The organism is Microbispora cellulosiformans, from assembly GCF_008728085.1.
GTDB classification, from domain to species: domain Bacteria; phylum Actinomycetota; class Actinomycetes; order Streptosporangiales; family Streptosporangiaceae; genus Microbispora; species Microbispora amethystogenes.
In genome coordinates this window covers 178,333-196,478 of record NZ_VYTZ01000007.1, presented here as the reverse complement: position 1 = coordinate 196,478, position 18,146 = coordinate 178,333, and the positions used below count along the sequence as shown (strand labels likewise).

The following is an 18,146-nucleotide window of genomic DNA, read 5'->3' as shown; positions in this document are numbered from 1 at the left end:
GGATCAGGAGCGCGCAGGTCGCGGCGAAGGACAGGGGTTTGTCAGGCATGGGGGGACCCTTCGAACGTTCCATTGCGGCGGGTGTGGAGGAAGTGCTCGATCTCGGCCAGGACGGTGCCGATGTGGCCGAGGACCTGGTCGTTGGTGAAGCGGCGTACGGCGTAGCCCTCCCGCTGGAGGCGCTGATCGCGGCGCAGGTCGGTGGCGCGGCGGATCGGGCGGAGGTGTTCGGGCCCGTCGATCTCGACGACGCACCGTTCGGCCCGCCAGAGCAGGTCCACCCGGATGGGGGTGCTGAGCGGGCCCGACTGGTACGTCTGGTTCCAGGCTCGTCCCGCCGCCCATGCGCAGGACGTCAGAGCGGTCTCCAGACGTTTCTCGGCGGCGCTGCCGGGGTGCGGCAACCCGGCGATGGGCGGATAGGCGAGCACCGGCCGCGGTTGGTCGTCAGCCGGACCGCGGGAGCCGGCCAGTTCACGGACGAGGGCCGCCACATCATCCGGGATCGGGGCGGTCATGCTCGCGACGCGATCGACCGTCCGCAGGGGCGGCCCGGTGAGCCAGACGCCGAACCCGCCGTGATGGGCGAGCCATTCGAGCGCGGCGACCAGCACCTCCTCCCCGTCCGAGGAGAGATCGCCGCTCACCTGGACGAGGATCGCCGCCTCCGGACGCCGGTAGCCGTCACGGAGCACCCGGGCCAGCCCCGCGGCGCGGACCTCGGGCGGGAAAGCCCTGGCCCGGCCCGCCGTACGGTCATCGGCCGTGACCCCGCTCGCGCCGGCCCGCTCACGCAGGGCGCGCTCCGCGAGGTGGGCGAGGTACGGCGCGAAGTGCCGGGTGGCCGAGGCCGTACGCAGGGCGAGCGCCCGTACGGCGGGGACGGCCGCGCCGCCGGGCCCGGTGATGCCGCCGGCCTCCGGCAGCCAGGCGGGGAACATCGCCAGCACCGCGGTCTCCAGCTCGCCCAGCACGTCGGCTACGAGGTCCGCGGGGGTTCGCGCCGGGCGGGGCCTGTACGCGATCAGCGCGGGCGCGTCCTCGGGGAGAGGTTCGAGCGCGAGGGCCACCGCCTCGGCGTCGTCGTGCAGTCGCACGACCCGGCCGGTGGGAAGCTCCTTCCAGGACCGCGCCACGCCGTTCCCGCCTGTCGTTGAAGATCCAGCAATCTCGACCCGGCAGAGGTTATCCGGCGGCGGCAGGCTCGTGCATGCAATCCGGAATTTCCTGATAAAGGACGAGGCCGGTACGGCGGATCAGGCGGTCTCGGATCTGATCAGGCGGAGGAACGCCTTGATGCCCGACAGGACTTCCTGGTTGTCGGTGAGACGGCTGAGAGAGTCCTCGAACTTCCTGCCCACCGCGTCGAGGCGGCGGTCGAGTTCGTCGGCGCGCGCCGTGGCCGCGTCCAACCCGGCGCGTGTCTCCGGGACGAGGACGTCGAGGCGCTCGGCCAGTTCGGTGGCCCGGGCCTCCAGCGCCGCGACGCGCTCGGCCAGCGCGACGGCGTCCTCGCGGGGATAGCGGACCTCCTCCAGCATCGTGGTCATCCGGCCGCGCAGGTGGGCGAACCACGCGCCCGCGGGCCGGAGGAACGTGGCGAGCAGGTAGAAGACCGCGAAGTAGTAGCCGACCGTCTCACCGGAGAAGTACGTGATCACCGCGAGGAGGGCGGCCGACACCAGGTGGGCGGCGATGGCGGCCCGGCGCTGCGGACCGCGATGCGGCGGGCCTCGGCCTCCCGTTCCGGTGAGATCGTCATCCCGCGCTCCCGGCTGACCCGGATCTCGTGGATCAGCGCGTGGGCCTGGAAGTAGACGTTCCACGGAAGCGTCAGGAGCACGATCAGCCAGATCAGGCACAGCGCCCCGAATCCGAGGGAGACGACCACCGGCAACGGGACGTCCACCACGTAGACCAGGACGATCCCGGCGATAGTCGAAATGATCGTCAAGAAGACGATTCCGCTTCTGCTCACAATTGCCCTTCCTTCGGTATTCGGGCGCCAGTGTCGCACCCGGACCGCGGCACCGGCATGAGCATGATCACTCGGATCGTCTGAGTAGGACGGCTCAATGAGGAGGGGGTGGCCCGGAATGCCGCGGGTCACCCCCTGACGGGAAGGAGGGATCAGAAGACCGGGACCCCGTCGCGGACGAGCTTCCAGTTCGCCTCGGCGAAGGTCGCCGGGTCGATGGTGCCGGTCGCGGCGGCGTACTCGATCAGCGCCTGGCGGATCTCCACCTGGGCGTTGTAGACCACCGGGGCCGTGCTGACGTGCGGGAACCCGCCGCCGCCCGACTGGCGGTAGTTGTTGATCGCCACGATGAACTGCTGGTCGGCGGTGACCGGCTTGCCCTGGTACGACAGGCCGACGATGCGCTGGCCGACCGGCTTCGCGATGTCGATGTCGTACGAGACGCCGGACAGCTGGTCGTAGTTGTAGTCGGGCGTGCCGCCGGCGTTGGTGAGCGTCGCGAGGTCGATCGGCGCGCCTGGGGCGACCTGGGCGAAGTACTTCGCCGAATACTCCAGGAAGTCCTTGATTTGGGCGCCCGTCATCCTGACGCCGAGCAGCGTGTTGTCGTAGACGTACAGCCCGGCCATGTCGCGGACGCTGACCGGGCCGGCCGGGAACACGGCGGTGCGGCTGAACGGCGCGGCGATGGACAGCACGGGCAGCGAGGCGTCGGCGGTGCCCGCGATGCCCTTGCTGACCAGGTCGGTCTGCACCTTCTGGATGTAGTCGAGGATCGGCGTGTCCTTGTACGGCGACTCGGCCGCGGACAGCTGCTCCTTCGACTGCGCGATCACCTGGTTGACGTAGCCGACGGTCTTGTCGTGCTGCTTCTTCATCAGCGCGACGATCTTCGGGTCCTCGGCCACGCTGTTGGTGTTGAGCGTGGTGGACGACTTGCCGGTGACCGTCCACTTCCCGCGCTCCTTGGCGAGGGTGAAGTCGACGACGCTGAGGCGCTGGCCCCACTTGCTCGGCTCGGTGAGGAGCACCTGCCGCCCGGTGGCCTTGTTGGTGACGAACCGCTGCGGCACGTCGTTGTGGGCGTGCCCGAACAGCACGGCGTCGACGCCCGGCACCTCCTCGGCGACCATGGCGGCGGCGTTCTCGACCGGCAGGTCGGAGCCGTACGACGACAGGCCGTTGTCGCCCGCGTGCGCGGTGACCAGGACGACGTCGGCGCCGAGGCCGCGGATGACCGGCACCCACTTCTTGGCGGTCGCGACGAGGTCGAGGAACTTCAGCCTGCCGTCGACGTTCGCCTTGTCCCAGATCGCGACACCGGGGTTGGTGAGGCCGAGCACTCCGACCCTGATCGGCTTCTCGCCCTTGACCTTCATCGTCTTGATGACGAACGGCTGGTAGGCCGGAAGGCCGGTCCTGGCGGAGACGGCGTTCGCGCCGAGCACCGGCGCCTTCATCTGCTTCACCCACGCGCCGAGCAGCGGCAGGCCGTAGTTGAACTCGTGGTTGCCGAGCGTCACGGCGTCGTACCCGATGGCGTTCATGGCCTTCGCCATGGGGTGGGTCTCGCCGGTCGAGGTGATCGGCTCGACCTTGGCGTAGTAGTAGTCCAGCGGGGTGCCCTGGAGGGTGTCGCCGGAGTCGAAGAGCAGGGTGTGGCCGGCGCCGCGGTCGGCCCTGATCTGCGAGACCATCGTCGAGATCTTGGCCAGGCCCACGTCGTTGTGCGCGCTGTCGTCGTACTCCGCGTTCTTGTAGTAGTCCCAGTTGACCGCGTTTCCGTGGATGTCGGAACTGGCCATGACCGTGATTCTCACCGTCTTGGCGGGTGCCGCCGAGGCGGCGGCGCCGGGCAGGAGGAGACCGAGGGCCACGGTGGTGGCGCCCGCGGTCAGCCTGATCGCTGAACTCATGACGCGTGACGATAACGCCGCGCAATTACCAGCTGGTCACGAAGTTCTTAACCGGACATGTCGCTACAAGGTGACACGCTTGTCACTCAAGCCGCGCCGCGGCCGGGGTAGGACCGATGAGGTGGCCGACAAACTCGAGACGTACCGGGCGAAGCGCGACCCCGCGCGCACCGCCGAGCCCATCCCCGCCGACGGCCCGCTGCCGCGGGGTGAGGACGACACGTTCGTGATCCAGGAGCACCATGCCCGGTCCCTGCACTGGGACCTGCGCCTGGAGCGCGGTGGCGTGCTGGTCTCGTGGGCGATCCCCAAGGGCCTGCCGCCCGACCCCGCGACCAACCACCTCGCCGTCCACACCGAGGACCACCCCATGGAGTACGCCTGCTTCGAGGGTGAGATCCCCAAGGGTGAGTACGGCGGCGGGACGATGACGATCTGGGACCGCGGCCACTACGCGACCGAGAAGTGGAGCGACCGCGAGGTGAAGATCGTGCTGAGCGGCTCCCGGGTGGCCGGACGCTACGTGCTCTTCCGGACCCGCGGCCGCGACTGGATGATCCACCGGATGGACCCGCCCGGCGACGGGTGGGAGCCCCCGCCGTCGTCGCTGGCGCCCATGACCCCGGTGAGCAGGGCACGCGTCCCCCGCGACCCCGAGCGGTACGCCTGGGAGTTCTGGTGGGGCGGGCGGCGGGCGCTGGCGTACGTGGAGGGCGGCAGGCTCACCCTGCGCGACGCGGACGGCGCCGACGTCACCGCCGGGCACCGCTGGCTGCGCCCGCTGGCCGAGTCGCTCGGCAGCCGGGCCGTGGTCCTGGACGGCGAGGTGGCCGCCCTGGGGGCGACCCCCGTCTACGTCTGCTACGACCTCCTCCACGACGACGGGCGGTCGTTGCTGGACGAGCCGTTCGAGCGCCGCCGTACGCGCCTGGAGGCGCTCGCGCTGAACGGGCCGCGCTGGCAGACCGCGCCGTCCTGGCCGGGGGAGGTCCACGCGGTGCGGCGGGCGGCGGCCGAGCAGGGCCTGCCGGGCGTGGTGGGCAAACGGCTCGACTCGGCGTACGCGCCGGGCGAGGAGTCCGCGGCCTGGGTGCGCCTGCCGGGTAAGGGGGACGGCGCCGGGTAGGTGCGGAGGAGGTGCCGGCAGGGGGAGGTGCGGTCATGGGCGGTGCCAGTGAGAGCGGGGGAGCGGCCGGGCGGCGGCACCCGGTCACCGGCGAGCACAAGTACGAGCAGGAGATCACCTCGGCGGACGAGCACGAGGAGCGGCCGGGACGCAGCCTGGTGACGACCGACCACGAGGTGATCCGGCGTTGGGCCGAGGACCGGGACGCCACGCCCGCCACCGTTCCCGGCACCGAGCGCGAGGGCCGTCCGGGGGTTCTCCGCTTCGACTTCCCGGGCCACGGCGGCGAGGACCTGAAGCGCGTCTCCTGGGACGAGTGGTTCGGGACGTTCGAGGAGCGCGGGCTCGACTTCGTCTACCAGGAGCACCGCAAGGACGGCAGCCCGAGCAACTTCTTCCGCCTGGAGAACCCCGGCAGGCAGGACGCCTAGTTGCTTCTCGCGGAGCGGACGAACCCGAGCTCGGCGGCGTAGTCCTCGAGCTTCGCCCGCAACTGGCGGCGTCCCCGGTGGAGGCGCGACATCACCGTGCCGATGGGCACTCCCATGATCTCCGCGATCTCCTTGTACGCGAAGCCCTCCACGTCGGCGAGATAGACGGCCATCCGGAAGTCTTCCTGCAGTTCCTGGAGCGCCTGCTTCACCCGGGAGTCCGGCAGGCTCTCCAGCGCCTCCACCTCGGCGGACTTCAGCCCCGTCGAGGTGTGCGAGGCCGCCTCGGCGAGCTGCCAGTCCTCCACGTCCTCCGTCGCGGCCCGCTGCGGCTGGCGCTGCTGGCGCCGGTAGGTGTTGATGTAGGTGTTCGTCAGGATGCGGTACAACCAGGCCCGGAGGTTCGTGCCCTCGCGGAATTGGTGGAAGTTGCTGAACGCCCGCATGTAGACGTCCTGCACGAGGTCCTCGGCGTCGGTGGGGTTGCGGGCGAGCCGTAGGGCCCCGGCGTAGATCTGGCCGATGTACGGCAGTGCGTCCCGCTCGAACCGCAGCCGCCGCCGTTCGACCGCCGTATCGTCGACGATCGTCATTTCCCCACCTCCTTGAGAGCCTGCTTTATAGTTACGACCGCTTTGTCCGATCCGGTCGCACGGGTCGCCTACCCATGGTCTCCGTTTCAACACGGCTTGCCACCGGTTTTCGGTACGGGCGGGCGGGGGCCCCGGCCCGCGCCTCGAGGCGCTCGGCCGGGCAGCCTGAGGGCGGCCGGTTCTCAGGCCGCGTCGCGGCGGCCGGTGGACCGGACCGCGCCGCTGGAGGCGGGGCCGCCGGAGGTGGGATCGCCGGGCCGGCGATCACCGGCGGGCGGGCCGCCGGGAGGGTGCGGGGCGAGATCGGCGCCGCGCGGGGTCCGGTACGGCTCGCGCGCCCGCAGGTCCACGGTCTGGATGGTCCGGCTGATGTCGCTGGGCGTCACCAGGCCGACGATCCGGCCGTCGTCCAGCACCACCGCGCGGCCGTCGGTGGAGCCGCTCATCCGCTGGAGCAGCTCGGTGAGGAGGTCGTCCGGCCGGGCCGACGGCACGTCCGGCGGCGGGCACGCGATCTCCCGGAGCGGCGTGGCCTCCCTGCGGGCAGGGTCGACGGCCCGGATGCGGCCCAGGGTCACCAGCCCCGCGAACCGGCCGTCGTCGTCCACGAGCGGATAGGTGGACAGGTGGTGGCGGAGCACGAGCCGGTCGATGAGCCCGGCCACCGTCTCGTCCGGCTGGGCGGTGATGGGCTGGCGGGACATGACCTCCGCCACCTTGATCCCGTGCAGCGCGGCGTCGATCTGCGTCTGCTGCTCCTCCGCGCTGGCGGCGTTGACCAGGAACAGGCCGATGAGCGCCAGCCAGAGCCCCTGGAAGCCGAGGCCGGAGACGAGGTTGAGGAATCCGAGGATGATCAGCGTGTAGCCGAAGACCCGCCCGGCCCGGGCGGCGGCCACGGCGGCCCGCAGGCGGTCGCCCCAGCGGGCCCACAGGAAGGCGCGCAGCACCCGGCCGCCGTCCAGCGGCGCGGCGGGGATGAGGTTGAACACCGCCAGCAGCATGTTCACCACGGCGAGGTAGCCGAACATCCCGCTGACCAGCGCGGGCCCGCCCACGGCGGAGACCCCCCAGGTCACGAGGGCGAAGAAGCCGCCCAGCACGACACTGGTGAGCGGGCCGACACCGGCGATCTTGAGGTCCGCGGCGGGGGAGCGGGGCTCGCCGCGCAGCTGGGCCACGCCGCCGAGCAGCCAGAGCGTGATGCCGGTGACCTCCACGCCGTGCCGGCGCGCCACGATCGCGTGGGCGAGTTCGTGGGCGAGCAGCGAGGCCAGGAAGAGCACGGCCGACACCAGCGCGGCCAGCACGTACGCCGCGGTCGGCAGGCCGGGGAAGGCGATCGGGAACCGCCCGAAGGCCAGCCCGACGACCAGGATCACGACGATCACGAGAACGCTGACGTTGAGCCCGACCGGGACCCCGCCGATGCGGCCGAGACTGATCGACGATCGCATCCTGCCTCCCCTCGTCCCCGTGACAGGCCTACCCACAAAGGCGCAGGTCACGCGGCCTGCGGCGGCCGGGCTGCCGACGCACCCGTCGCCCGCCCGGTCTCGGAAATGCAATATGGATATATCCGGATAACAACCGATTTTCGCTGTTCCCGAAACCGCTCCGTCACGCGACGAAGCGCTTCGTGTGCGCGCCGGAGGTAGCATCATTCGCGACAACACATTGCCGTAATGGGAAAGCGCGGCCCGCCAGTCCGGAACGAAACCGGAACGAGGAGACGGTGATGAACGACCGGAACCCTCCGCTGAGAATGCCTTATCGCATTCTTCTGATCGTGGCGGCGGTCGTCCCCGTCGTCCTCTCGACCGCGGCCGGGTCGGTGCTGGTGAACGCGGAGGAGGGCTTCCCCGACGACGCGTGGGAGTGGGGAAAGCTCTTCCTCGGGGCGGCCCTGCTCGTGTTCGCGGCCTGTGCCCTCACCTTTCTCGGATGGATGGCCAGGGTGCTTCTCCGGCGGCCGGAGAACGAGGACGAGCTCCGCTTTCTCGAATTGCTGAACCGGGTGGGCACCGCCTTCAGGAAGCCGACCAGGGTCATCGCCACCCTCGTCGCGCTCATGGTCCTCGCCCCGATCGCGTGGCTGGTCCCAAGCGACGGGCTGGAGCCGGGCGAACTGCTCATCATGAGCGCCCGGGACGAGAGCGGGGCGGCCAACGCCCGGAGGATCCTCGTCCAGCAGTGGAACCAGGCCCACCCGGACAACAAGGTGAAGTTCATCGACGTGGGCACCGAGCCCGACCAGCAGCACACGAGGATGGTGAGCGACGCGAGGAAGGGCGGCGCCCACGAGGCGGACGTGTACGTCCTCGACGTCGTCTACATGACGGAGTTCATCGCCAACGGCTACATACGCGCGCTCGACGAGTCCAGGCGGTCCCCCGAGGGGAAGAGCGACGACTTCCTCGACAACGTCCTGAGCACCTGCCAGGACATGAGCGGGAACCGCGAGGGGTTATGGGCGCTGCCCTTCAACACCGACGCGGGGCTGCTCTACCGGAGCTCCGGGGCGCGGGAACCGGCGAGCTGGAAGGACTACTTCCCCGGCTCCGCCAACGCGGCCCACCTGGTCGGCTCGGAGAGCCTGACGGTCACCGCCCTGGAGGCGATCTGGGCCCACGACGGCGAGGTGGTGAACCACGACGGAGGGCTCGTGCTGACGCCGGACAGGAGCGCCGTCGACTTCGACCAGAACGCGCGCGAGGCGCTGCGGGACCTGGCCGGCTCCTACCGGGGAAAGGACCCGGAGGACTCGGTCGACGCCGAGGCGGCGGCCCTCGACGCGTTCCGCGGCGGAAAGGCCGGCGTCATGCGCAACTGGCCGGTGGCCTACGACAAACTGGCCGCGACCGCGGGCGGCTCTTCCTCTCTCAAGGTCACCCAGCTTCCGCACGAGAGCGTGCTCGGCGGGCAGAACCTGGCCGTCTCCGCCTGGACGGACAAGCCCCGGGCGGCCCAGGCGCTGATCGAGTTCCTCACCAGCCCGTCCAGCGAGCTGATCCTGTTCGAGGTCGGGGGATTCGCCCCGACCCGGGAGTACGCGTACATGTACGCCACCCGCCCCTACCGGGACGAGCTCAGAGCCGCCGTGAAGCGAGCGCGTCTCCGCCCGGTCACCCCGCACTACACCGAGTTCAGCGCGACGTTCCGCGAGGGCGTCCTGTACGCGATCAGCAACAAGGGGCGCTACCCGGCCGACTTCCCGCGCAAGCTCGCCAGCGTCGTCGCGACGGGGTCGCACGACAACTGACGCGACCACTGATCCGGGCATGCCCCGGTGACGGCCCCCGGGCAGGACGGCTGCCCGGGGGCGGTCACGAGAGCGGGCGGCTCAGCGGAGGTAGATGTTCGGCCTGGCGGGGGTCGCCATGCCGTCGCCGAGGAAGAAGCCCGGGTGGGGCGGCTGGTTGTAGGCGGTGTTCTGCCAGGCGATCGCCAGCCGGTACGTCGGGTCGTGCATGAGCGTGTGGATCTGGCGGGTGGTCGCCGTGGCAGTGCTGTAGATCCGCAGGGCGGTGTTGTCGCTCGTCGGCCAGACGACCTCCTCGCGCCAGTCGCCGAACAGGTCGGCCGACAGCGACGGGGTCGACTTGGTGCCGTTGTTGGAGTGGACCCCGTTCGCCGTCAGCAGCCGGGTGTCGCCGCCGGTGCCGTACTTGTCGATGTGGGTGCCGTCGAGCAGTTCCCGCACGGGGTCGGCGTCCCACCAGACGAGGAAGTTCGTCGAGCCCGGCTTGCGCCCGACGTTCTGCCCGCGGGTGTTGTAGACGCCGGAGACCGCGGACGACCACGACTCGGCGCCCGGGCTCCCGGCCCAGATGTCGCCGGAGACACCGCGCCCGTTGTCGCAACCGCAGGAGCCGTTGGTCCAGATGACGGAGCCGGTGCGGGCGTCGGCCATCCACGCCGCGGGCTTGCTGGTGTCCTCGTCGACCTTGAACACCTCCAGCCCGGCCCGGGACGGGTCGAGGTCGCCGACGTGCAGGGCGTCGCCGTGCCCGTTGCCGGTGTTCCACAGCGGCGCGCCGTTGTCGTTGATCGCCATCGCGCCGAAGACGATCTCATCCCTGCCGTCGCCGTCCACGTCGGCCACCGCCAGGTTGTGGTTGCCCTGGCCGGTGTACTGGCTGCCGCTGGAGTTGGAGTCGAAGGTCCACCGCTTGGTCAGCGAGCCGTTGCGGAAGTCCCACGCCGCGATGACCGTACGGGTGTAGTAGCCGCGCGACATGACCAGCGACGGGCGGGCGCCGTCGAGGTAGGCGGTGGCGGCGAGGAAGCGGTCCACCCGGTTGCCGTAGGAGTCGCCCCAGGAGGAGACGGTGCCGCGCGGCGGGTCGTAGTTCACGGTGGACATGGCCTTACCGGTCTGTCCGTTGAACATGGTCAGGTACTCAGGACCGGACAGCACGTAGCCGGAGGAGTTGCGGTAGTCGGCGGAGGAACTGCCGATGACGACGCCGGTGCCGTCCCTGGTGCCGTCGGCGGTCTTCATCGCCACCTCGGCCCTGCCGTCGCCGTCGTAGTCGTACACCTGGAACTGCGTGTAGTGCGCGCCCGCGCGGATGTTGCGGCCGAGGTCGATCCGCCACATGCGGGAGCCGCCCAGCCGGTAGGCGTCGACGAAGACGTTGCCGGTGTACCCGGACTGGGAGTTGTCCTTGGCGTTGGACGGGTCCCACTTCAGCACGAACTCATACTGGCCGTCGCCGTCGAGGTCGCCCACACTCGCGTCGTTCGCGCTGTAGGTGTAGGAGACCCCGTCGGGCGTCGTGCCGCCGGACGGCGGCTGGATGGGCACGTCGAGATAGTCGCCGCCGGTGAAACGCAGCGACGACGCCGACGCCGCCTGCTCGGCGCCGTCCACCACGGCCCGCACCGTGTACGACGCGTCGGCGGCGGCTCCGGAGTCGACGTAGTTCGTGGAGTTGGTGATCGGCGAGGAGTTCAGCTTCGTCGATCCCCGGTAGACGTTGAACCCGGTGCCGATGTTCTCGGTGCCGAGCAGCCGCCAGGAGACCAGGTTGCCGTTGCCGGACCGCACGCTGATCAGGCCGCGGCCCAGGTTCTCCATCTGCCGCGCGCCCGCCGGGATGCTCGTGGGGGTCGCCGACGGGCTCGGGGAGGGGCTGGGCGACGGGCTCGGCGACCGCGTCGGGCTCGCGCTGGCACTGGGCGACGCACTCGGGCTGGCACTGGGTGACGCACTGGGGCTGCTCGTGACCCCGCCGGTGCAGGCGGTGCCGTTGAGCGCGAAGTTCGCGGGCACGGGGTTGGCGGAGTCGTTCCACGAGCCGTTGAAGCCGAACGACGCCGTCCCGCCGGTGGGGATCGACCCGTTGTAGCCGGCGTCCTTCGCGGTCACCTGCGCGCCGCTCTGGGTGACCGTCGCGTTCCACGCTGTCGTCACCGTCTGCCCCGCGGTGTAGGACCAGGTGAGCGTCCAGCCGTTGACCGCGTCGCCGAGGTTGGTGATCGTCACGGAGGTGCCGAACCCGCCCTGCCACTGGTTCGTCACCTGGTAGTCGACCCGGCAGCCGGCCGCCGCCGACGCGGGGAGGGCGGTCAGCGCCCCGGCTCCCGCGAGGGCGGCGGCCGAGGCCACGGCGGCGATCGACGCGAATCTTCGTCGTGTGGTCATCCAAACTCCAGACGAGGGTGCCGGGTGGTGCCGGCAGGGCCGCGACGGCGTCCGGGACGCACCGCGCCGGCCGGTCCACGCGAGGCCTCCGAGAACCGGGGACCCGGTGGCCGGACGCGACCCGGGCGGGGCCATGCCGGGGTGCCGCGTCATCACAACGTGAAACGGGCGCAGTGGTCAAACGGTCGCGATTCACCCATGTGGACGCGGCCACCCGGCGCGTCCCCGGACGGCGGCCCGAGCAGGTGAGAGCGGTCGCGGCCGGGCCCGCGCCGGGCGTTCCCGCCCCTGCCGGCCAGCAGTGATCACTGAAAATTTCACCTCCCGGGCACCGCCGCCCTGGGAGCGTTCACAGCCGGTTCCCCGGCGGGCGGCTGCATCCGCGGCCTCCGCCGGGCTCGAATACCGATGCGAAGACGTACGGGCAAGTCACGGCAAGAGGGGGAGCGGTTCATGCCACAGCCTGCCACGGTGATCGTCGTCGGCGCGGGACTCGCGGGTCTGGCCTGCGCCGTCCACCTGCACAGGGCGGGGGTGGCGGTCCGGGTTCTGGAGGCCTCCGACGGCGTCGGCGGCCGGATCCGCACCGACCTCGTGGACGGCTTCCGGCTCGACCGCGGATATCAGGTCTTCAACACCGGCTATCCGGAGGCCGCCCGGGTCCTCGACATCCCGGCGCTGCGCCTGCGTCCGTTCACCTCGGGGGTGATCGTCTTCCGCGACGGGCGGCACGAGCGGGTGACGCTGCCGTGGCGGCATCCGCGCCAGGCGCTCAGCGGCCTGTTCGCCCGGGTGGGCACGCCGGTGGACAAGGCCGTGCTCGCCGCGCTGACCACCCGCGACCTGCTGCTGCCCGACTCCCTCGTACGGAGGAGGGGCGGCGCCGAGCGCACCACCGAGGAGGAACTGCGGCACTGGGGCGCGTCCCCGGAGGTCGTCGAGAACCTGTTCCGGCCCTTCCTGGCGGGTGTGGTCCTGGAGCGGGAGCTGGAGACCTCCGGCCGGATCTTCCACCTGTTCTGGCGGTCCTTCGTGCGGGGCACCATCGGCCTGCCGGCCCTCGGCATGGGGCGGATCCCGGAGCAGCTCGCCGACCGCCTCCCGCCGGACGCGGTCCGTCTGGAGACCGCCGTCGGCGCGCTGACCCCCACCGGCGTCGCCCTCGACGGCGGCGGCGAGATGGAGGCGTCCGCCGTGGTGGTCGCGGCCGACCCGGCCACGGCGGGACGGCTCCTGCCCGGTCTGCCGGTGCCCGCGATGCGGCCGGTCACGACCTTCTACCACGCCGCTCCCGCGTCGCCGCTCTGCGAGCCGACGCAGATCGTGGACGCGGAGGGCGTGATCACCGACACGATCGTGGTCACCGACGCCGCGCCCGAGTACTCCTCCGACGGCCGCGCGCTGATCTCCACTTCGGTCCTCGGCGTGCACGGCGACCGGGACGAGCCCCGGGTGCGGGACCGGCTCGCCCGGATCTACGGCGACACCTCGTCGTGGGAGCACGTCGCCACCTACGCGATCGAGGCGGCCCTGCCCGCGATGCCGCCCCCGATGCCGCTGCGCCGCCCGGTGCGTCTCCCGGCGGAGGGCCCCGGCGCGCGGCGCTACGTCTGCGGCGACCACCGTGACACCGGGTCGATCCAGGGCGCGCTGGTCTCCGGGCGGCGGGCCGCCCGGGCGGTGCTGGAGGACCTGCGCGCGCGCCCGGCGGCGGCCGGGGAGGGCCCGGCCGCCCGCGACCGCGCCGGTCAGGCCTGAGCGCCGGAACCGCCGCCGGAGCCCTCGCCGGATTCCTCACCGGGATTCGCGCGGGGGCCGTCGCCGAGCAGGTCCAGCCAGTGCTGCATGCAGACGATGAGCTCCTCGGCGTCGACGGGCTTGGTGACGTAGTCGCTCGCGCCGGACGACAGCGTCTTCTCCCGGTCGCCGTGCATGGCCTTGGCGGTCACCGCGATGATCGGCAGCTTGGCGAAGCGCGGCATGGACCGGATGGCGGCGGTGGCGGCGTAGCCGTCCATCTCCGGCATCATGATGTCCATCAGCACCAGATCCACGTCGTCGTTGCTCATCAGGACGTCGATGCCCTTGCGGCCGTTCTCCGCGTACAGCACCTCCATGCCGTGCAGTTCGAGGATCGTGGTGAGGGCGAAGACGTTGCGCACGTCGTCGTCCACGACCAGCACCTTGCGGCCGACCAGCGCGCTGTCCACCTTCCCGGTCTCGTGCGCGCCCTCCTCGGCGGGCGGCTGCACGAGCGGCAGCACGTCGCCGGGCTCGTTCGCCGACAGGTGCAGGGTGATCCGCTCACGCAGCTCGTCCAGGCTGGGCAGGCGCTCCAGCGGCTGGTTGCGGGAGCGCACCTGCAGCAGGTCCTCCTGCGGACGTGACAGCTTGCGCGAGTGGTGCGCGAGCACCGGCAGCGTCCGCAGGGCGGCGTCGCGGTCCAGGCCTCTCAGGAAGTCGGCCACGACGTCGTGGGGCATGCCGAGGTCGAGGACGATGCAGTGCACGCTCTCCCGCAGCAGCAGCGACAGCGCCGAGTCCGGGTCGTTCGCCGTCGACACCTCCACGGGCCCGTGGGTGTCGCGCAGGTCCGCCGCGACGCTCTGCGCCAGCATCGACAGCAGTCCGCCCGGCTTGGGCTCGACGACCAGCAGGCGGGGGCGCGCCCTGCCGTCGCTCCTGCCGTTCCCCTTCTGGCCGCCCTTTCCGCCCCTCTTCTCGCGGCCCCTCTCGCCGTTCCCACGGTCGGGCGCCGCGTCCGGAGCCGCCGCGAGGGCGCCGGCCACCGGCGCCGGCGCGACCGGCGCCCGCTCCGGCTGCGGCACGCGGACCTCGGGCTCGTCCCGGTCTGCCTGGTTCTGGGCGGTGAAGTGGGCCAGCGGGAGATAGAGGGTGAACGTGCTGCCCTCGCCCAGGGTGCTCGTCGCGTGGATCTCGCCGCCGAGCAGGGTGGCGATCTCCCGGCTGATCGACAGGCCCAGGCCGGTGCCGCCGTACTTGCGGCTGGTGGTGCCGTCGGCCTGCTGGAAGGCGTCGAAGATCTGTGAGAGGTTCTCCGGGGCGATGCCGATGCCGGTGTCCACCACGTGGAAGGCGAGGACCTCCTGCCCGGCGGCGCCCGGCAGGTCCGCGCCGGGCGCGCGTTCGATGCGCAGCTCCACCGAGCCCGCCTCGGTGAACTTGACCGCGTTCGACAGGAGGTTGCGCAGCACCTGCCGCAGCCGCTGCTCGTCGGTCATCAGGCGGGCCGGGACGCCGGAGGCGACGGTGACGCCGAAGCGCAGGCCCTTCTGGGTGGTCAGCGGCCGGAAGTTGGCCTCCACGTAGTCGAGGAGCTGACGCAGGCTGACCGGCTCCGGCGAGATGTCCATCTTGCCGGCCTCGATCTTCGACAGGTCGAGGATGTCGTTGATGAGCTGCAGCAGGTCGGTGCCGGCCGAGTGGATGACGTTGGCGTACTCCACCTGCTTCGGCGTGAGGTTGCGGGTGGGGTTCTGCGCGAGGAGCTGGGCCAGGATGAGCAGCGAGTTGAGCGGGGTGCGCAGCTCGTGGCTCATGTTGGCGAGGAACTCGCTCTTGTACTTCGAGGCCAGCGCGAGCTGCTGGGCGCGGTCCTCCAGCTCCTGACGGGCCTGCTCGATCTCGGTGTTCTTGGTCTCGATGTCGCGGTTCTGCTGGGCCAGCAGCTCGGCCTTCTCCTCCAGCTCGGCGTTCGAGCGCTGCAGCTCCTCCTGCCGCACCTGCAGCTCGGTGGCGAGCCGCTGCGACTCGGCGAGCAGCGCGTCGGTGCGGGCGTTGGCCACGATCGTGTTGACGTTGACGCCGATCGTCTCGACGAGCTGCTCCAGGAAGTCGCGGTGGGCCTTGGCGAAACGGCCCAGGCTGGCCAGCTCGATCACGCCGAGCACCTGGTCCTCCACCACGATCGGCAGCACGACGAGGTTGACCGGGCCCGCCTGCCCCAGGCTGGACGACACCGTCAGGTAACCCGGCGGGATCTCCTCCACCAGGATGGTCCGCCTGGCCTGCGCGGCCTGGCCGACCAGGGACTCCCCGAACGCGTGGCGGCGGGAGACCTCCCGGTGGCCGTAGCAGCCGACCACCCGCAGCTCCGCGCCCGCCGGGGCCTCCTCGGCGAGCAGGAAGGTGCCGTGCTGGGCGTTCACCAGCGGCGCCAGCTCGTTCATGACCAGCTCGGCCACCGCCGACAGGTCGCGATGGCCCTGCATGAGCCCGGAGATGCGGGCCAGGTTGGTCTTGAGCCAGTCCTGCTCCTGGTTGGCCCGGGTCGACTCGCGCAGCGACTCCACCATGGAGTTGACGTTGTCCTTGAGGTCGGCGAGCTCGCCCTCCGCGTCCACCGTGATGGAGCGGGTGAGGTCGCCGGAGGTCACGGCGCTGGTCACCTCGGCGATCGCGCGCACCTGGCGGGTGAGGTTGCCGGCCAGCTCGTTGACGTTCTCGGTCAGCCGCTTCCAGGTGCCCGACACGCCCTCGACCTCGGCCTGGCCTCCCAGCCGTCCCTCGCTGCCCACCTCGCGGGCGACGCGGGTGACCTCGGCGGCGAACGACGAGAGCTGGTCGACCATCGTGTTGATGGTCGTCTTGAGTTCGAGGATCTCGCCGCGGGCGTCGACGTCGATCTTCTTGGTCAGGTCGCCCTGGGCGACCGCCGTCGTGACCTGGGCGATGGACCGCACCTGGTTGGTCAGGTTGTCGGCCATCGAGTTCACGTTGTCGGTGAGGTCCTTCCAGGTGCCGGCCACGTTGGGCACCCGGGCCTGCCCGCCGAGCTGGCCCTCGGTGCCGACCTCGCGGGCGACGCGGGTGACCTCGTCGGCGAAGGCGCTGAGCGTGTCGACCATGGTGTTGATGGTCTGGGCGAGCGCGGCGACCTCGCCCTTGGCCTCGACGGTGATCTTCTGGGAGAGGTCGCCCTTGGCGACGGCGGTGGCGACCTGCGCGATGGACCGCACCTGGCTGGTGAGGTTGGACGCCATCACGTTCACCGAGTCGGTGAGGTCCTTCCAGGTGCCCGACACCCCGCGTACGGTCGCCTGGCCGCCCAGGCGGCCCTCCGTACCGACCTCCCGGGACACCCGGGTGACCTCGTCGGCGAAGGACGAGAGCTGGTCGACCATCGTGTTGATGGTCTCCTTCAGCTCCAGGATCTCGCCGCGGGCGTCGACGCGGATCTTCTGCGACAGGTCGCCGCGGGCGACCGCCGTCGTGACCTGGGCGATGCTGCGCACCTGGTCGGTGAGGTTGTCGGCCATGACGTTCACCGACTCGGTCAGCGCCTTCCAGGTGCCGGAGACGCCCTTCACGTCGGCCTGGCCGCCGAGGCGGCCTTCGGTGCCGACCTCCCGCGCGACGCGGGTGACCTCGTCGGCGAAGGCGCTGAGCGTGTCGACCATGGTGTTGATGGTCTGGGCGAGCGCGGCGACCTCGCCCTTGGCCTCGACGGTGATCTTCTGGGAGAGGTCGCCCTTGGCGACGGCGGTGGCGACCTGGGAGATGTTGCGGACCTGGCTGGTGAGGTTGCCGGCCATGAAGTTGACGGAGTCGGTGAGGTCGCGCCAGGTGCCGGAGACGCCCTTCACGTCGGCCTGGCCGCCGAGCTGGCCCTCGGTGCCGACCTCGCGGGCGACGCGGGTGACCTCGTCGGCGAAGGACGAGAGCTGGTCGACCATGGTGTTGACGGTGTTCTTGAGTTCGAGGATCTCGCCGCGGGCGTCGACGGTGATCTTTTGAGAGAGGTCGCCCTTGGCGACGGCGGTGGTGACCTCGGCGATGGAGCGGACCTGGCTGGTGAGGTTGCCGGCCATGAAGTTCACCGAGTCGGTGAGATCGCGCCAGGTCCCGGCCACGCCGGGGACCTGCGCCTGGCCGCCGAGCTGGCCTTCGGTGCCGACCTCGCGGGCGACGCGGGTGACCTCGTCGGCGAAGGACGAGAGCTGGTCGACCATGGTGTTGACGGTGTTCTTGAGTTCGAGGATCTCGCCGCGGGCGTCGACGGTGATCTTCTGGGAGAGGTCGCCCTTGGCGACGGCGGTGGTGACCTCGGCGATGGAGCGGACCTGGCTGGTGAGGTTGCCCGCCATCGCGTTCACCGAGTCGGTGAGGTCCTTCCAGGTGCCGGAGACCGCCGGCACCTCGGCCTGGCCGCCGAGCTGGCCCTCGGTGCCGACCTCCCGCGCCACCCGGGTCACCTCGGAGGTGAAGAGGGAGAGCTGGTCGACCATCCCGTTGAAGACGGTCGCTATCTCCTGCAGCAGCCCGTCGCCGTCCTCCGGCAGCCGGGTGCCGAAGTCGCCGTCCCGTACGGCGGTCAGGCCGGCCAGGAGTTCCCGCAGATCCAGTTCCGGATCGCCGCCGGCGGCGCGGGAGGTTCTCGCGCGCTTGACGGTGCCCGCTCTCTCGACCATGTCCACCCTCGCGATCCCGTT

Annotated in this window: 12 protein-coding genes; 4 read left to right on the top strand and 8 right to left on the bottom strand. The window is 71.1% G+C overall.

All coding sequences use genetic code 11. The features are described from left to right. Positions 1-41: 41 nt before the first annotated feature. From F5972_RS20675 to F5972_RS20660, 4 genes are all read right to left on the bottom strand, one after another. Positions 42-1,136, bottom strand: coding sequence for a DUF559 domain-containing protein (locus F5972_RS20675; RefSeq protein WP_150935237.1), 1,095 nt, complete (start codon positions 1,134-1,136; stop codon positions 42-44). 120 nt (positions 1,137-1,256) lie between these two features. Continuing rightward, the gene (locus tag F5972_RS20670; RefSeq protein WP_150935236.1) at positions 1,257-1,682 is read right to left on the bottom strand and encodes a hypothetical protein; all 426 of its coding nucleotides are present in this window, start codon (positions 1,680-1,682) and stop codon (positions 1,257-1,259) included. Next, positions 1,658-1,978, bottom strand: coding sequence for a hypothetical protein (locus tag F5972_RS20665; RefSeq protein WP_150935235.1), 321 nt, complete (start codon positions 1,976-1,978; stop codon positions 1,658-1,660). The genes F5972_RS20670 and F5972_RS20665 overlap by 25 nt, the downstream gene beginning before the upstream one ends. A gap of 152 nt (positions 1,979-2,130) precedes the next feature. Beyond that, positions 2,131-3,894, bottom strand: coding sequence for a bifunctional metallophosphatase/5'-nucleotidase (locus tag F5972_RS20660; RefSeq protein WP_150935234.1), 1,764 nt, complete (start codon positions 3,892-3,894; stop codon positions 2,131-2,133). Positions 3,895-4,015: 121 nt separating this feature from the next. Here F5972_RS20660 and F5972_RS20655 point away from each other — a divergent pair, with 121 nt between their 5' ends. Then, complete coding sequence (locus F5972_RS20655) at positions 4,016-5,020, top strand: DNA polymerase ligase N-terminal domain-containing protein (protein WP_150935233.1); 1,005 nt, start codon at positions 4,016-4,018, stop codon at positions 5,018-5,020. A 35-nt stretch (positions 5,021-5,055) separates the two neighbouring features. Next, positions 5,056-5,451 carry a hypothetical protein gene (locus F5972_RS20650; RefSeq protein ID WP_150935232.1) on the top strand — a complete coding sequence of 132 codons (396 nt, stop codon included), beginning with the start codon at positions 5,056-5,058 and terminating at the stop codon, positions 5,449-5,451. On the opposite strand, the gene F5972_RS20645 is transcribed toward F5972_RS20650, so the two are convergent. Both F5972_RS20645 and F5972_RS20640 read right to left on the bottom strand, forming a co-directional pair. Next, the gene (locus F5972_RS20645) at positions 5,448-6,044 is read right to left on the bottom strand and encodes a sigma-70 family RNA polymerase sigma factor (protein WP_150935231.1); all 597 of its coding nucleotides are present in this window, start codon (positions 6,042-6,044) and stop codon (positions 5,448-5,450) included. The two genes, F5972_RS20650 and F5972_RS20645, sit on opposite strands and share 4 nt — an antisense overlap. 182 nt (positions 6,045-6,226) lie before the next feature. Continuing rightward, complete coding sequence (locus tag F5972_RS20640) at positions 6,227-7,501, bottom strand: site-2 protease family protein (protein WP_150935230.1); 1,275 nt, start codon at positions 7,499-7,501, stop codon at positions 6,227-6,229. 332 nt (positions 7,502-7,833) lie between these two features. On the opposite strand from F5972_RS20640, the gene F5972_RS20635 reads away from it, so the two are divergent. After that, positions 7,834-9,306 carry an extracellular solute-binding protein gene (locus F5972_RS20635; protein WP_191910240.1) on the top strand — a complete coding sequence of 491 codons (1,473 nt, stop codon included), beginning with the start codon at positions 7,834-7,836 and terminating at the stop codon, positions 9,304-9,306. A gap of 81 nt (positions 9,307-9,387) precedes the next feature. Here the strand turns inward: F5972_RS20635 and F5972_RS20630 are convergent, their stop codons facing one another. Then, a complete protein-coding gene (locus tag F5972_RS20630; protein WP_150935228.1) occupies positions 9,388-11,694 on the bottom strand; it encodes a rhamnogalacturonan lyase family protein in 2,307 nt (768 codons plus the stop codon). A gap of 453 nt (positions 11,695-12,147) precedes the next feature. On the opposite strand from F5972_RS20630, the gene F5972_RS20625 reads away from it, so the two are divergent. Then, the gene (locus F5972_RS20625) at positions 12,148-13,452 is read left to right on the top strand and encodes an NAD(P)/FAD-dependent oxidoreductase (protein ID WP_150935227.1); all 1,305 of its coding nucleotides are present in this window, start codon (positions 12,148-12,150) and stop codon (positions 13,450-13,452) included. Here the strand turns inward: F5972_RS20625 and F5972_RS20620 are convergent. Then, entirely contained in the window at positions 13,443-18,125 is a 4,683-nt protein-coding gene (locus F5972_RS20620) for a HAMP domain-containing protein (protein ID WP_191910239.1), read from the bottom strand. The two genes, F5972_RS20625 and F5972_RS20620, sit on opposite strands and share 10 nt — an antisense overlap. Positions 18,126-18,146: the final 21 nt, after the last annotated feature.